The sequence below is a fragment of the Cupriavidus sp. FW216-B1 genome (genome assembly GCF_058789195.1).
The window spans coordinates 36,989-51,509 of the sequence record NZ_JBYTEL010000009.1 but is presented as its reverse complement, the minus strand read 5'-3'; the positions used below and the strand labels follow the sequence as shown (position 1 = coordinate 51,509).

Here is a 14,521-nt window from a genome sequence, read left to right as displayed (position 1 = left end):
GACATGCGCCGATGGCAAGTGCAAGTAGACGCACGTCGGCGCGGCATTGGCGCTGCATTGACGCGACAGCGGCAGCCCGCGCGCTAGCGCAGGTGCGACAGCGGCAGCGGCCCGTCGCGCTTGAGCGCGGTCAGCACGATGTTGGAGCGCACGCTCTCCACGCCGGGCACGCGCATCAGCTTCTTCATGGTGAACTCGGCCAGCGTGGGCAGGTCCGGCACCATGATGCGCAGCAGGTAGTCGGCCTCGCCGGCCACCGAGTAGCACTCCTGCACTTCCTCGAGCAGCAGGATGTCCTCGCGGAAGCGCTCGACGATGGTGTCGCCGTGGTGGGCCAGCTTGACGCTGGTGAAGACCAGCACGCCGAGGCCGAGCAGCGGCGGCGACAGCACCACGCGGTAGCCGGTGATGACGCCGTCGGCCTCCAGCCGCGCCAGCCGCCGGCCGATCTGGCTGGGCGACAGGTGGATGCGCTCGGCCAGTTGCTGGTGGGTGGAGCGGCCGTCGGTCTGCAGCGCCGCCAGCAGCGCGAGATCGAATGGATCGAGATTGAGCATGGTGGGTTCGCCTTGGGAATCGTGTCGCGGGCAGCGTATCGGGGGGCATGGGGGGCGGTCCGGCCACGCGCGCATGTTTTCCGCAGACAATAACAAATTCCTGCGGTTTATGTGCATTACAAAACCAAAACAGGCCGTTTTCGCGGGCCGCTTGCAGCGTCTGCTCGCTAAACTGTGCGGTAAATCTGCAGGAGATACCGCACATGGAAGCCACCGCGATCCGCCAGCCCGAAGATGCCGCCGCGCCGCCCGCCTTTGCCGGCACGCTGACCGACAAGCTCAGGGAACAGTTCGACGCCGGCCTGCTGTCGGGCCAGGCGCTGCGCGACGACTTCACCATCGAGCAGCCGCTGGAGCGCTATACCGAGACCGACCACGCGGTGTGGCGCCAGCTCTACGAGCGCCAGTCCTCGATGCTGCGCGGGCGCGTCTGCGACGAATTCCTCGCAGGCCTGTCCGCGCTCGGCATGGCGCACGACCGCGTGCCCAGCTTCGCCCGCCTCAACGAAACGCTGATGCGCGCCACCGGCTGGCAGGTGGTGGCCGTGCCCGGGCTGGTGCCCGACGAAGTCTTCTTCGAGCACCTGGCCAACCGGCGCTTCCCCGCGAGCTGGTGGATGCGCAAGCCCGAGCAGCTCGACTACCTGCAGGAGCCCGACTGCTTCCACGACGTGTTCGGCCACGTGCCGCTGCTGATCAACCCGGTCTTCGCCAACTACATGGAAGCCTACGGCAAGGGCGGGCTCAAGGCCGCCTCGCTGGGCGCGCTGGACATGCTCGCGCGGCTGTACTGGTACACGGTGGAGTTCGGCCTGATCCGCACGCCGGCCGGGCTGCGCATCTACGGCGCGGGCATCCTGTCGAGCCAGGGCGAGTCGGTCTACAGCCTGGACTCGGCCAGCCCCAACCGCATTGGCTTCGACGTGCGCCGCATCATGCGCACGCGCTACCGCATCGACACCTTCCAGAAGACCTACTTCGTGATCGACGACTTCGCGCAGCTGTTCGACGGCACGCGCCCGGATTTCGCGCCGCTCTACGCGGCGCTGCGCGGGCTGCCCACGCTCGGCGCCGGCGACGTGGCGCCCGGCGACCTCGTGCTCAACCGCGGCAGCCGCGAAGGCTGGGCCGACAGCGACGACATCTGAGCGCGCCGCCACTCACGCCCGCGCCCGCCCCGGGCGCTTTGTGAAACAATGCCCGCATGCCCCGCAGCAGCGCTCGCCACCGGGCGCCGTGGCGGCAGCGGCCGGCATTGCGCCCGTCCCGTTCCCATCCACACCATCGAGCCCATCATGTCCCCTGCGCCCCTCGTGCCACTTTCGCCGGAAGAACGCGCGCCGCTGCTGGCCGGCCTGCCCGGCTGGCAACCCGTCGAGGACCGCGACGCGATCCGCAAGCGCTTCACCTTCGCCGACTTCAACGCCGCGTTCGCCTTCATGACGCGCGTGGCGCTGGCCGCCGAGAAAGCCGACCACCATCCCGAGTGGTTCAACGTCTACAACCGCGTCGACATCACCCTGTCCACGCACGACGCCAACGGCCTGACCCGGCGCGACATCGACCTGGCCGGGTTCATCGAGCGCGCGGCCGCAACGCTGGCCAGGCCGTAAGGCCCGGCGCCCGCTGTAGGGAAACCGAAAGGTCCGCAAAGGCGCCGGCCTGTACAATTGGCGCCTGAGCGCCCGCCGCCGCCATTGCGGCGGCCGCGTTCCGCGTTCCTGCCCTGATCCGCCCTTGACCCGTTTCTTTCCCGGATTCCCCCTGCTGCCATGCGTATCCTTCTGATCGAGGACGATCGCCAGATCGCCAGTGGCGTCGAAGCCGGCCTGTCGCAGGCCGGCCACCAGGTGCGCGTGGTGCACGATGGCGTCTACGCCACCGAGCACCTGCTGCGCGAACAGCACGACCTGGTGATACTCGACCTGGGCCTGCCCGGCATCGACGGCATGACGCTGCTGGCGCGCTACCGCGCCCGCAACCGCACCACGCCGGTCATCATCCTCACCGCGCGCGACGAGCTCGAAGACAAGCTCTCCGGCCTGAACGCCGGCGCCGACGACTACCTGGTCAAGCCCTTCGCGCTGCCCGAGCTGGAAGCGCGCGTGCGCGTGCTGCTGCGCCGCAGCCAGCACGGCGAGGCCGCGCCCGAACGCGACGTGCGCCTGGGCCGGCTGCGGCTGTCGGGCAACGACCGCCGCATGTTCATCGACGGCAAGCCGCTGGAGCTGTCGCCGCGCGAGTTCGCCGTGCTGGAGCTGCTGCTGCAGCGCCAGGGCCGCGTGGTCAGCAAGGCGCAGCTGCAGGACCACCTCGCCACCTTCGCGCATCCGGCCGGCGAAGGCGGCGACACCGTGGGCGACACCGCCATCGAGGTCTACGTGCACCGCGTGCGCAAGAAGCTCGAGGAAAGCGACGTGGAGATCGTCACCGTGCGCGGCTTCGGCTACCTGCTGCAGATCCGCGCCGGCGCCTGACGCCGCGCGCCCGGCCAGCCAGCCGCCCGCCCCAGTCCAGCCCAGCCCGCCATGTGGCCGCGCCCCCGCCCCCCGAAGGTTTCGCAGGCCATCGCCAGCCCCGCCGCGGCCCCCGACCGCCCCGCCGCCCAGGCCGTGCGCCCCGCTTCCACGCAGAGCCTGCGCGTGCACCTGCTGCGCGCGCTGGCCACGCCGCTGTTCGCGCTGGTGCTGACCAGCGGCTCGCTGTCCTACTGGCTCGCGGCCCACTACACCACCCAGGTGTTCGACCGCGCGCTGTACGGCGTGGCCAACAACATCGCGCAGCAGATCCGCATCGCCGGCCCGCGCCTGGAGCAAGACATCCCGATGATCGCGCAGACGCTGGTCGAGGCCGAGGGCACCGACCGCATCTACTGGCGCATCCACGGCCCCGACGGGCTGATCGGCGGCATGGACACGTGGCTGGGCTACGGCACCGGCCAGACCTCGCTGCATGACGCGCGGCTGTTCTACGCGTGGTTCAGCGGGCGCCAGGTGCGCGCGGTGCGCCTGCCGGTCAACCTGCCCAGCCCGGCATCGGACGAGCTGGCCACCAGCGAGGCCGGGCGCGCGCCGCGCGGGCCGGTGGTGGTGGAAGTGGCGGAGCTGCTGGACCGGCGCGAGACCGCCGCCAACGAGATCCTGCTGTCGGTGTCGGTGCCGCTGATCCTGCTGCTGGTGGTGGGCAGCCTGATCCTCTCGCACGTGCTCAAGGAAGAGCTGGTGCCGCTGCAGATCCTGACCGACAAGCTCAACCGCCAGACCGCGCGCTCGCTGGCGCCGCTCGACGAGACCCAGGTGCCGGCCGAGGTGGAGCCGCTGATCCGCGCGCTCAACGCGCTGCTGGCGCGGCTGCGCGACGCGCTCGACGCGCAGCGCAAGTTCATCGCCGACGCCGCGCACCAGTTGCGCACGCCGCTGACCGCGGTCAAGCTGCACGCCGACCGCGCGGTGCAGTCGGACGACCCGCAAGTGACCGGGCACGCGCTGCGCGAGCTGCAGTCGGCCGCCGACCGCGCGGTGCGGCTGTCCAACCAACTGCTGTCGCTGGCGCGCGCCGAACCGGGGCTGTCGCTGGAGCGGCTCGGGCCGATCGAGCATTTCGACCTGGCCACGCTGGCCTTCGAGACCGGCGCCGAGTGGGTGCCGCAGGCGCTGGCGCGCCACATCGACCTGGGCTTCGAGACCCTGCCCGGCCCCACCTTCACCGGCGCGGCGCCGTCCACGGTGCGCGGCAACCGGCTGCTGATGCGCGAGGCGCTCAGCAACCTGATCGACAACGCGGTGAAGTACGTGCCCTCGGGCGGGCGCATCACGGTGCGCGCCGGCGGCGAGACGCTCGGCCATCGTGGCATGGCGGTGGTGATGGTGGAAGACAACGGCCCCGGCATCGCGCCGGCGCGCCGCGAGGAAGTCTTCAAGCGCTTCTTCCGCGGCGACCACACGCCGAGCGGGCCCGGCGGCAACGCGCCGGCCCAGCCGCCCGGCGGCGCCGGCCTGGGGCTGGCCATCGTGCACGAGATCATCGGCCTGCACCAGGGCTCCATCCGCATCGAGGACGTGCCGCCACCCGCGCCCGGCACCGAGGCGCGCGGCATGCGCTTCGTGATCCGCATCCCGTGCGAGGCGCCCGGCACTGCCTGAGCCTGCCGGGCGCGCATTCAGGCGCGTTCAGCGCTGCTTCTTTTCCTTCGGCGCCAGCATGGTGCCGCGGCACTGCGGGTTGCCGCAGCGGCACTCGAATTCCTTCTTGAGCTTCTTGGTGTAGCGCGCGTCGATCACGAGGCCATAGTCGTAGAACAGCTCCTCGCCGCCGGCGATGTCGCGCAGCGCGTGGATGAACACGCGGCCCTTCTTCTCGCGCGCCTCGCAGTTGGGCTCGCAGGCATGGTTGATCCAGCGCGCGCGGTTGCCACCGAACTTGGCGTCGATCACGTCGCCGTCTTCCAGGCTGAAATAGAAGGTGTGGTTGGGATCGGCGGGATCGTGCGGGTGGCGCTTGAGCGCTTCCTTCCAGGAAATATGCTCGCCCTTGTACTCGATGATGCGCTCGCCTTCGGCGATCGGCGCGATCGCGTAGACGCCCTTGCCGTGCACGCCCGAGCGGCGCACCTCGATGCGGTCGGACGCGGTCTTGCGCTTGCCGTCCTTCGCCTTCTGCCTGCCTTCCTGCTTGCCCTGCTTCTCGCCTGCCGCCGCGTCAGCCGCGGCGCCCGTGCCGTTCTTCATGTCGCTGGTTTCCTGTTCCGCGCCGCTGCGCCCTGCCTGTTCCGCCATTTGCCATCCCGTCGTGATCCGCCGGCCTGCCACCCAGTGTGGCTGCGCGCTGGCGATGATACCCGCGCGCCATCGCGGCGGCATCCCCCTTGTCCGGTATACGCACGGCCGCAGGTGGCCGTATACGCAAAAGCGCAGCAGGAGGCCCCTACGTAAACGTATACGGCGTGTATACGGCGCACAGGACCCAACTGCCGCGCATGTGGATAAACCCGCAAAAATCTGTGGATAAGGACGCGCGAATCATGTGGGCCGCCTGGGGTTGGCATGGGGATGCCTCGGGCATAAGTCGGAGGCCCCGGTTTACCTTCCTCGGCCAAACGACCGAGTCATCCACGCCGGCCAACACCGGGTCCCGGGACTTTCATGCCGCACAAGCCATTGATTCATATGGAGTAAATGCAGTTATCCACAGAAAGGAGCGGCGTTTACCTACTACTACTATCTGTATACATGAAAGAAAGAAGTAAACCGAAAGGACTACGCCCGCCATCGGTCGAAAAGCGCGGCAGGCAGGAAAAACAGAGCGGTGGAACGGCTTTTTGGCGCGGCTACTTTTTTAGGCAGGGGAAATCGTGCGTATACGGCGCTGGCGTATACGCGGCGACGGGCGGTATACGCGCATCGACTTCCTGCCGTATACGCCACGCACCGCCGCGCAATGCCTTGCCTGGACGCGCATTCGCGCCGCGAATAGCGCCGGCACGCCCCTGCACGATAGTGCAGCCGCACTGCTTTTCAGGCCGGTCCGCCCTTCCCGGCAACGCTGCAATGGGTACGCTGCGGGTTGCATCCTCTGCCGGCAGGTTTGTGGCGTTGCGCAGGCAGCCGGTCCCGAGGCCGGTTGACACCCCGCGGGAAGGCTCGCCCGGCGCTTCGGCGCGTATACGCGGCTCCGGAAGGCGCCAGGCGCCTCGCAAGGCGTCCAGAAGCGTCCAGGAGGGCCCAGGCGCGTTTTTTTGCCGCTTCGTGCCCGGGAGGACACCTGCGGTCCCGTTTCGCCTGGAGCGCTTTCCTGGACCGCGCGGGTCGTCCGAGGCCGCTTCGCGATCCCGAGCCGGCCCGCTTTTTTCCCTCAAAGCCCCAGCCGGCGCGGCCTGGCGCGCCATACGCTGTAACAATCTGTTCCCGGTCGGTCTTGCCCGACACGGTATGATGTGGCCCGCGGCGCCTTTGCCGAGGCCGGTGCCCAGCGCGGCGGCCAGGGCAGGCGTCCCTGTTTTATCAACTCGAGACGGAGTGAAGCATGACGAAAACCGAACTGATCGACGCCATCGCGGCCGGCGTGGACGGCCTGACCAAGGCCAAGGCTGAACAAGCGTTGAACGTGACGCTGGGCGCCATCATGGACGCCGTCGCCAAGGGCGACACGCTGAGCCTGATCGGCTTTGGCACGTTCAGCCAGGGCGAGCGCGGCGAACGCATGGCGCGCAATCCGCGCACCGGCGAGGAAATCAAGGTGGAAGCGGCCAAGACCGTCAAGTTCAAGGCCGGCCAGAAGTTCAAGGACGCAGTGAACCAGTAAGCAGCAACGTCCCGCGGGCGGCCTTCGCGCCAGCCTTGCAGGAACAACCCCGCCGTGTCGCCGCCAGCCGCCTGGCGCGGGCGAGCGCCAGGCGGGGAGCGTTATCCACAATGCCGGCGCGGTGGTTATCCTGACGCCACGCGGTATACGCGGCACCCTCCGCCAGCCGGGTAAGATTGAGCCTTGTCGGCGCCTTCCCTCAATAAATACAAGGGTCTACGGCGTCCTGCCGAGTCGGACCAGCATGGACCTCAGATCTCCGCGTCGCAGATTTCCACAGTCTTATTCACAGCGTTTCCCACAAAATTTTCCACAGGCGCGCCTGGTCGGGCTGAGCCTGCTGACGGCGCTCGCGCTGCTGTGCGGCTGCACCACGCCGTCGCAGCCGGCGCGTCCGGAAGCCGCGCCGCTGCCCGACACCGAAAGGCCCGTCACCACGCCCGGCGCCAGCCCGCGCCAGCGCATCGTCGAGATCGCCTGGCAGGAGTGGCAGCGCTGGGGTGGCCAGACCGTGCGCCTGGGCCGCGACGACACTGCCTGCGTGACGGACAGCCCGCTGCCGGCGCCGCTGCTGCCGGGCGCGCCGCCATCCGACACCGCCGACGCCGAGCCGACCGATGCCACCGACCGCACCGCCGACCGCGAGGATAACGAGGGCGCGGCGGCGGACTGCCTGCATTTCCCGGACGGCACCGGCATGGAAGCCACCGCCGAAGGCTGCAAGCTGGCCCAGCGCTACTGGGCCATCGTCGGCAAGGCCGTGACCTGCCGCCAGATCACGCAGGGCAACTGGGCCTGGTCGGCGGTCTTCATCTCGTGGGTGATGCGCAAGGCCGGACTGGACGAGCGGCAGTTCCTCACCGGCGACTCGCATTCGATGTACGTGGTGGACGCGCGCGACGGCATCCTGCCGGCGCCGGCCTTCCGCGTCGAGCCGCTGCCCGCCCTGCCGCGCCCGGGCGACATGGTCTGCGCCGGCCGCGGGCGCGACAAATACCTGGCCAGCGCGGCGGAGATCGGCTTCGGCACCACGCCCATGCATTGCGACATCGTGGTCGAGGTGGACCCGGCCGCGCGCCTGGTCAAGGCCATCGGCGGCAACGTGCAGCAGTCGGTGTCGATGGAGGAGATCGAGCTGGGCGACTCCGGCATGATCGACGGCGTGACCAATTCGCATATGCCGTGGCTGCTGATCATGCGCAACACCCTGCCGTAGGCCGGCGGGCCGTGCCGCAGCACTGGGTACGCGGGATGCCGCGGTGCCTTCGGTCAGAATATCGGTGGAATAATTCTGGCGACGAATGTTTCGTTGGGTTCGCGAGTCGGTATCAATAGATGCGGTGAATTTTTTGACCCGAAAAGCAGGCTGGGCAGTCCCGCTCATCCAGCCTGCTCCGCCACATGTTGGTGATTTTGATCGATGGTATGGATGCCATCGTCATCGCTGTGAATTGATTCATAAATGACGTGAATTCAACGGCGCCCATCCCGAGCCTGTGCCATCAGCTTCCAGCCGACGCTCCCGCGCGCCGGCGCCCCGCCAGCAGCCCTTCCACGGCATAGATCGCCAGCGAGATCCAGATCAGCGCATAACCGGCCTGCTTGCTGGCCGGGAACGGCTCGTGCCACAGCCACACGCCCAGCAGCAGTTGCAGCGTCGGCCCGGTGTATTGCAGCAGCCCGAGCAGCGACAGCGGGATGCGCCGCGCGCCGGCGGCGAACAGCAGCAGCGGCACCGCCGTCACCGGCCCGGCCAGCAGCGCCAGCAACTGCACGCCGCCTTCGGCCTGGCTGAAGCCGGCCTGGCCGCTGGCGAACAGGTAGGCCAGCGAGGCGGCCGCCAGCGGGAACAGCAGCAGCGTTTCCAGCGACAGTCCCTCCAGCGCGCCCAGCGTGGCGGTCTTGCGCAGCAGGCCGTAGCCGCCGAAGCTGCTGGCCAGCGCCAGCGCGATCCACGGCAACTGGCCCGCGGCCACCGTCAGCCACAGCACGCCGGCCGCGGCGATGGCGATCGACAGCCATTGCCCGGGCCGCAGCCGCTCGTGCAGGAACACCACGCCCAGCAGCACGTTGAACAGCGGGTTGATGAAGTAGCCCAGGCTGGCGTCCACCACCCGCCCGTTGGAGACCGACCAGATGTACAGGAACCAGTTGCCGCTCAGCAGCAGCGCGCTGGCCACGAAGCCGGCCAGCAGGCGCGGGTTCGACCACACCGCGCGCAGCCAGCCCCAGTGGCGGCGCCATGCCAGCACCAGGCCGAGGAATACCAGCGACCACACCATCCGGTGCAGCAGGATCTCGGTCGGCGCGATGCCGTGCAGGGATTTGATGTAAAGCGGCAGCAGGCCCCAGATGACGTAGGCCAGCAGCGCGTAGAGAATGCCGATTTGCATGAGAAGTCCAGGAGGAATCGGGCATCTTACCGGCGCAAAAAAGCCCGTGCAGGGCACGGGCTCCGGCGGGGGCGCTCGGTCTGGGGGGCGCTTACAGCTTGCGCGCGAAGCTGAATTGCGAGAAGGCCTGCTCGGCCACGTTGAACCAGGCCGCCTCGTTGTTGCGGAACACGCGCCAGTCGTCGTAGATCTTCTTGAACGACGGGTTCTTGGCGGTTTCGTCGGCGTAGGCTTCCTGGGTGGCCTTGAAGCAGGCTTCCATGATTTCCTTGGAGAACGGGCGCAGCTTGACGCCGTTCTCGAGCAGGCGGGCCAGCGCCTGCGGGTTGAGCGCGTCGTACTTGGCCATCATGTTGGTGTGGGCCTCGATGGTGGCGGTCTCCAGCGCGCGCTTGTACTGCGACGGCAGCTTCTCGTATTCGGTGGCCGAGGCGTAGAACGACAACTGCGCGCTGCCTTCCCACCAGCCCGGGTAGTAGTAGTACGGCGCCACCTTGTAGAAGCCGAGCTTCTCGTCGTCATAGGGGCCGACCCATTCGGCCGCGTCGATGGTGCCCTTTTCCAGCGCCGGGTAGATGTCGCCGCCGGCGATCTGCTGCGGCACCACGCCTAGGCGCGACAGCACCACGCCGGCAAAACCGGCGATGCGGTACTTCAGGCCCTGCAGGTCCGCCACGGTCTTGATCTCCCGGCGGAACCAGCCGCCCATCTGGGCGTTGGTGTTGCCGCCGAGGAAGTTGACGACGTTGTATTCCTTGAAGAATTCGCGCATCAGCTTCATGCCGTTGCCCTGCATCATCCAGGCGTTCTGCTGGCGCGAGGTCAGGCCGAACGGCACGGTGGTGTCGAAGCACAGCGTCGGGTTCTTGCCGAAGTAGTAGTAGCCCGCGGTGTGGCCGATCTGCACGGTGTTGTTCTGCACCGCGTCCAGCACCTGCAGGCCCGGCACGATTTCGCCGGCGGCGAAGACCTTGATGTTGAACTTGCCGTCGGTCAGTTCCCTGACGCGCGTGGCCAGCAGCTCGCCGCCGCCGTAGATGGTGTCGAGCGATTTCGGGAAGCTCGAAGCCAGGCGCCATTCCACCGCCGGGTTGCTGCCCACCACCGCGGGCGCGCTGGCGGCGGCCGCGGCAGGCGCCGCGGGTTTTTCGTCCTTGCCGCAAGCGGCCAGCGCGCCGGTGGCCGCCACGGCCGATGCCTTCAACAGAAAGGAACGACGTTCCATGACTTGTTCTCCTCTTTTATCGGTTCTTGTAATGCGGCAGCAGGCGCGGCGGCCGCGTCTTGCGCGGAACGCCGCTCTTGTGCCGAGACGCGCGTGGAGCCGGATACGGGCGATGCGGCCGTGGGCGCAGCAATGAGCCTGTTGCGAAGGCATGCCACGGTGATGACGTATGCTGGCATGCCTTCGCAACAGGCTCGAAAGGCCGGCCCGTACCCGTCGGGCTGGCCAGATGATTATAGCGGTGGCCCTTTCGCCACGGGGGGCCGGCAAGGTCCGGGTTTTCGCTAGGAGAGGCCGCGCGGCAAGGCTTGGCGCGACGCCGCGGCGAGGCCGGCGCGGGCATGCCGCAGGCGGCGCGCACGGCGCTTTTCGGCTTGCCGCCGCCGCGTTTTCCGTATGGTGGAAAGGCCGCTTTGCCGCGGATTTTGTAACCCCGCTTGCTGTCCAATCGCTCGACTGTTAAAAAATCACGCCTTGCCTGCCTAGCCTATGCTGTCCGCTGTCCCGCCCGTTTCCGGCCGTCCGCCGGCCCGCCGCCCGCACTGCCTCGTCCTGGCCATCCTGGCCGCCTGGGGTCTCGACGCGTGCGCGCAGGCGCCCGCCGGCACGGAGCTGGTCCCGCCGGCAGTGCAGGCCGCGCCGCACGCGGTGGCGCAGCCTGCGCAGCAGGCTGGCGACGATCCGCTCGGCGCGCTGATCTCGGGCACGCAGGATGCAGGCCGCGCCGCCGCGTCCACGGCACCCGAGGCGCCACCCCAAGCGCCGCCCGAGGCCACACCCCAGGCCGCGCCCGAGGCGGCACAGGCCCAGGCGGCGCCCGACGCGCCCGCGCCCGAAGCCTACGTCATGCCGCCGCCGCCCGCGCCCGCCACCTGGGTCAACGCCGGGCTGGCCGACGACGGCAGCGAGCTGGCCGGCCCGCCCGATCCCGAATACCCGCTCGAGCCCTACGTCGCCCCGCCGCCGCCGGTGGTGCTGTTTCCCGCGCGCCTCGGCCAGTTCGTGGCGAACGCGCCGCCGCTGCCGGCCAGCGACGCCCCCGAGGCGCCCGCCGCCGAAGGTTTCTCGCTCACCTCGCAACTGCCGCCCGACGATCCCGCCGGGGACCAGATCCTGCGCCTCGGCTACAGCGGGCGTGCCGCCTACGACGACCGCACCCTCGCCGCGCAGGCCTGCCCCGGTGGCGGCACGCTGTCCGCCGGCCTCTCCGGCGTGGCCTGCCGCAGCAGCGGCGAGGTCAAGGTCAAGGAATCGCTGTTCTCGCTCGACGGCGGCACGCAGGTGCAACTGGTGGCGCAGGCCAAGGGCACGGACGCCACTTCGGTCAACGGCCGCCCCGCCGCCGTCGACCAATACGCGCTGCTGCCGCAGTTCTACACCGCCGTGAGCGGCCTGCCGGTGCTCGACGGCGCCACCATGTGGGCCGGCCGGCGCGAGGATTCGTCCTTCCTGATGTCGTCCGGCCTGCTGCCGCCGAACTCGCCGGCCATGCGCGTCGGTGTGGACAATGCGCGCTTCGGCGACATCGCGCTCAACTACCAGTACACCGCGCGCAACGATCTCAACGGCGCCAACCTGCCGAGCTACCACTCGCTGCGCACCGCGCCCATCTCGACCAACGACAAAGGCTCGGTGCAACTGGGCTACACGCGCGTGGAGGCCGAGCCGCTGATCCAGCAGACCGGCAGCGCGTGGTGGGTCTCCGCGATGCACGAGCAAAAAGGCGTGCTGGCCGGCACCAACCGCCTGGGCATGCAGTTCGGCGAAGGCAGCCGCAACGCGCTGACCGGCTACACCGGCATGGGGCCGTCGCTGTCGCGCGTGCGCGTGGCCGAATCGATGGAATGGAAGCGGGCCTCCGGCCTGGGCCTGGCCGGCTCGGTCGAATCGAGCATGCAGTTCGACCGCTCGCCGGTCGGCACGCTGCAATGGACCACCACGCGCGTGCGCCCGGCCTATATCGCCAGCGACCAGTTCAAGCTCACCTTCGAAGTCGCGCGCGACCAGATCACCTCCGGCTTCGGCACCAGCGGCCAGCGCACCGCGGTGACGGTGGCGCCGACCTTCACGCTCGGCAAGGCCGCGGGCAACGCCAACCTGCGCGCCTTCTACACCTACAGCCGCGCCACCGACGTGGACGGCATCGCCTTCACCGCGCCGGCCGATACCTGGGCGTCGCAGAATTCGGGCTCGATCTTCGGCGTGCAGCTGAATCGGCGCTGGTAGGCGCCGAGGTGGTTTGCGGCGATGCTCGCGACGCGCGCAGGTGCATCCCGGGCAGATTCGGCATGCGGATTTCGGGGGAATTTCAGGCAATGCCGATAATCGCGGGCGCGACGGCATGAAAGACGAGGGCGGATCTGTTGAAGAGTAGGCGGTGAACGCGGCCGGCGCAAGGCAGGCGAAGCGGTCGGGCCCGTCCCCGCGCCGGCGGCCGGGCGCGCGGGCCCGCACGCGCCGCTATCCGACCTCGACCTTGTTCCTGCCCGTTTCCTTGGCCTTGTACAGCGCCAGGTCGGCGCGCTTGAGGATGGCCTGGGCATCGCGCTCGCCGGGTTTGCGCGACGCCACGCCGATGCTGACGGTAAACGGGATCGGGATGCCGATGCGCCAGTTGTGCGTGAAGTCCTGCTGCTCGAACGTCGATTTCAGCGCCTCCGCGGCCGCCCTCGCCTGTTCGGCGTCCAGCCCCGGCAACGCGGCCACGAACTCCTCGCCGCCCCATCTGGCGAACACGTCGACCTTCCGGCTGGACCCCATGCCCACCTTGGCCACGATGCGCAGGACCTCGTCGCCGACGTCGTGTCCGTAGGCGTCGTTGATCTTCTTGAAGAAATCCACGTCGAGCATGAACACCGCGAGGTCTTCCTCGGTGTCCAGGATATTGGTGACGACGTCGAGGAATTCACGGCGATTGGGCAGACCCGTGAGCTCGTCCGTCACGGCCTGCTTCTGCAGCAGGTCGATCAGGCGGACGCGGTCGGTGATGTCGCGGATCACCGCGGTGAATTCGATCAGTCCTTCGACGTTGATCTTCGAGATCGCGATTTCCACCGGCAGCATCGAGCCGTCGCGGTGCAGCCCGTAGACGCGGTTGCGCTCGTCCATCTGCCGCGAGCGCACCGGGGAGCGCGCGAACTGCTGCACGTACTGCGCATGGTGCGTCCGGTATTTGTCCGGCAGCAGGCACTCGATGGGCTGGCCGACCATCTCGGCCGACGAATAGCCGAACAGGTTCTCGGCGGCCCGGTTGAACAGCGTGATGTTGTGCTGCTGGTCGATCGTGATGATCGCGTCGTAGGCCGCGTCGACGACCGAGCGGAAGCGCGACGTCGTCGCCTCCAGGTCGCGCGTGAGCTGCATGCGCGAGGTGATGTCCAGCCCGGTGACGAGGATCTCCAGCACGGTGGCGCCGCCGTTGGCATGGCGGAACGGCTTGAGCGACAGCCGCCACCAGTGGGTTCCGTCGCGCAGGTCGTAGGCCTGCTCCAGCTCCTGCGCGATGCCCGAAGTGAAGCACTCCTGCAGCTTCTGGCGAAACTCGTGCCGGGCGTAGTTCGGGATCAGGGTATCGAACGGGACCGGGAACGCCCGCATGCCCACGCGCTTGCCGCCCGTCATCTGGATGAAGCCGTCGTTGCAGGCCGGCACCATCAGCCGCCCCGACTCGTCGTGGCCGATGACCGCCACGCTGGCGGCGATGCCGTCGACGAATTCCTGGATCGTGTTGCACGAGTCAGCCATCTTGTCCCCCGCTGGAAATGCCGCGCCGTTGTCACGTCCCTGACGCCCGCAACGCCCCGCAATGTGCCGGATTCCCGGATGGTAGTGCAGTTCGCTGGCGATGGCGCGCGTCTGACGGAGAATGCCACGGCTGCGGGGTGCGTATGGCGGTATTTTGGAGGGGAGGGAAAGCGGTGGGCGGCGCGCCAGGGCGCTGGAAGATGGTGCCCCAAACGAGGCCCAAACGAAAAACGGAGACCGAAGTCTCCGTTTTCTTTCAAATCTGGTGGGGTGGCCGTGTCCTGATGTAGCTCCGCTGCGAG

General features: G+C 68.7%; 12 protein-coding genes. 7 read left to right on the top strand and 5 right to left on the bottom strand.

Going from position 1 to position 14,521, the window contains the following annotated elements; translation table 11 throughout:
* Nucleotides 1–83 precede the first annotated feature (83 nt).
* The gene (locus AC3WXD_RS19560) at nucleotides 84–557 is read right to left on the bottom strand and encodes an Lrp/AsnC family transcriptional regulator (protein ID WP_020200488.1); all 474 of its coding nucleotides are present in this window, start codon (nucleotides 555–557) and stop codon (nucleotides 84–86) included.
* A gap of 203 nt (nucleotides 558–760) precedes the next feature.
* Here AC3WXD_RS19560 and phhA point away from each other — a divergent pair, with 203 nt between their 5' ends.
* The 4 genes from phhA (at nucleotide 761) to AC3WXD_RS19540 (ending at nucleotide 4,699) form a co-directional block, all read left to right on the top strand.
* Nucleotides 761–1,705 (top strand): phenylalanine 4-monooxygenase, encoded by a 945-nt coding sequence (gene phhA, locus AC3WXD_RS19555; RefSeq protein WP_020200489.1) that lies wholly within the window; start codon nucleotides 761–763, stop codon nucleotides 1,703–1,705.
* A 147-nt stretch (nucleotides 1,706–1,852) separates the two neighbouring features.
* A complete protein-coding gene (locus AC3WXD_RS19550) occupies nucleotides 1,853–2,170 on the top strand; it encodes a 4a-hydroxytetrahydrobiopterin dehydratase (RefSeq protein WP_043364969.1) in 318 nt (105 codons plus the stop codon).
* Nucleotides 2,171–2,329: 159 nt separating this feature from the next.
* Nucleotides 2,330–3,034, top strand: coding sequence for a response regulator transcription factor (locus AC3WXD_RS19545; RefSeq protein ID WP_020200491.1), 705 nt, complete (start codon nucleotides 2,330–2,332; stop codon nucleotides 3,032–3,034).
* A 51-nt stretch (nucleotides 3,035–3,085) separates the two neighbouring features.
* Nucleotides 3,086–4,699, top strand: coding sequence for a sensor histidine kinase (locus AC3WXD_RS19540; RefSeq protein ID WP_020200492.1), 1,614 nt, complete (start codon nucleotides 3,086–3,088; stop codon nucleotides 4,697–4,699).
* A gap of 27 nt (nucleotides 4,700–4,726) precedes the next feature.
* Here the strand turns inward: AC3WXD_RS19540 and AC3WXD_RS19535 are convergent, their stop codons facing one another.
* The gene (locus tag AC3WXD_RS19535) at nucleotides 4,727–5,284 is read right to left on the bottom strand and encodes an SET domain-containing protein (protein ID WP_081651275.1); all 558 of its coding nucleotides are present in this window, start codon (nucleotides 5,282–5,284) and stop codon (nucleotides 4,727–4,729) included.
* A gap of 1,294 nt (nucleotides 5,285–6,578) precedes the next feature.
* Between AC3WXD_RS19535 and AC3WXD_RS19530 the strand changes: the two genes are divergently transcribed.
* Nucleotides 6,579–6,857 carry an HU family DNA-binding protein gene (locus tag AC3WXD_RS19530; RefSeq protein ID WP_017227089.1) on the top strand — a complete coding sequence of 93 codons (279 nt, stop codon included), beginning with the start codon at nucleotides 6,579–6,581 and terminating at the stop codon, nucleotides 6,855–6,857.
* A gap of 244 nt (nucleotides 6,858–7,101) precedes the next feature.
* Nucleotides 7,102–8,073, top strand: a complete 972-nt coding sequence (locus AC3WXD_RS19525) for a DUF2272 domain-containing protein (RefSeq protein WP_492324484.1) — start codon at nucleotides 7,102–7,104, stop codon at nucleotides 8,071–8,073.
* A gap of 286 nt (nucleotides 8,074–8,359) precedes the next feature.
* On the opposite strand, the gene rarD is transcribed toward AC3WXD_RS19525, so the two are convergent.
* Nucleotides 8,360–9,250, bottom strand: a complete 891-nt coding sequence (gene rarD / locus AC3WXD_RS19520; RefSeq protein WP_492324483.1) for an EamA family transporter RarD — start codon at nucleotides 9,248–9,250, stop codon at nucleotides 8,360–8,362.
* A gap of 91 nt (nucleotides 9,251–9,341) precedes the next feature.
* Nucleotides 9,342–10,475, bottom strand: a complete 1,134-nt coding sequence (locus tag AC3WXD_RS19515; protein ID WP_029043066.1) for a TRAP transporter substrate-binding protein — start codon at nucleotides 10,473–10,475, stop codon at nucleotides 9,342–9,344.
* Between the two features lie 489 nt (nucleotides 10,476–10,964).
* Here AC3WXD_RS19515 and AC3WXD_RS19510 point away from each other — a divergent pair, with 489 nt between their 5' ends.
* The gene (locus tag AC3WXD_RS19510) at nucleotides 10,965–12,701 is read left to right on the top strand and encodes a carbohydrate porin (RefSeq protein ID WP_454732379.1); all 1,737 of its coding nucleotides are present in this window, start codon (nucleotides 10,965–10,967) and stop codon (nucleotides 12,699–12,701) included.
* 234 nt (nucleotides 12,702–12,935) lie between these two features.
* On the opposite strand, the gene AC3WXD_RS19505 is transcribed toward AC3WXD_RS19510, so the two are convergent.
* Nucleotides 12,936–14,219 (bottom strand): sensor domain-containing diguanylate cyclase, encoded by a 1,284-nt coding sequence (locus tag AC3WXD_RS19505; RefSeq protein ID WP_492324482.1) that lies wholly within the window; start codon nucleotides 14,217–14,219, stop codon nucleotides 12,936–12,938.
* Nucleotides 14,220–14,521 lie beyond the last annotated feature (302 nt).

Excerpts from the sequence above, each read along its gene's own strand:
- rarD (WP_492324483.1), bottom strand. The coding sequence starts at position 9,250 with ATGCAAATCGGCATTCTCTACGCGCTGCTGGCCTACGTCATCTGGGGC.
- AC3WXD_RS19545 (WP_020200491.1), top strand. The coding sequence starts at position 2,330 with ATGCGTATCCTTCTGATCGAGGACGATCGCCAGATCGCCAGTGGCGTC.
- AC3WXD_RS19560 (WP_020200488.1), bottom strand. The coding sequence starts at position 557 with ATGCTCAATCTCGATCCATTCGATCTCGCGCTGCTGGCGGCGCTGCAG.
- AC3WXD_RS19550 (WP_043364969.1), top strand. The coding sequence starts at position 1,853 with ATGTCCCCTGCGCCCCTCGTGCCACTTTCGCCGGAAGAACGCGCGCCG.
- AC3WXD_RS19530 (WP_017227089.1), top strand. The coding sequence starts at position 6,579 with ATGACGAAAACCGAACTGATCGACGCCATCGCGGCCGGCGTGGACGGC.
- phhA (WP_020200489.1), top strand. The coding sequence starts at position 761 with ATGGAAGCCACCGCGATCCGCCAGCCCGAAGATGCCGCCGCGCCGCCC.
- AC3WXD_RS19510 (WP_454732379.1), top strand. The coding sequence starts at position 10,965 with ATGCTGTCCGCTGTCCCGCCCGTTTCCGGCCGTCCGCCGGCCCGCCGC.
- AC3WXD_RS19505 (WP_492324482.1), bottom strand. The coding sequence starts at position 14,219 with ATGGCTGACTCGTGCAACACGATCCAGGAATTCGTCGACGGCATCGCC.
- AC3WXD_RS19535 (WP_081651275.1), bottom strand. The coding sequence starts at position 5,284 with ATGAAGAACGGCACGGGCGCCGCGGCTGACGCGGCGGCAGGCGAGAAG.
- AC3WXD_RS19540 (WP_020200492.1), top strand. The coding sequence starts at position 3,086 with ATGTGGCCGCGCCCCCGCCCCCCGAAGGTTTCGCAGGCCATCGCCAGC.
- AC3WXD_RS19525 (WP_492324484.1), top strand. The coding sequence starts at position 7,102 with ATGGACCTCAGATCTCCGCGTCGCAGATTTCCACAGTCTTATTCACAG.
- AC3WXD_RS19515 (WP_029043066.1), bottom strand. The coding sequence starts at position 10,475 with ATGGAACGTCGTTCCTTTCTGTTGAAGGCATCGGCCGTGGCGGCCACC.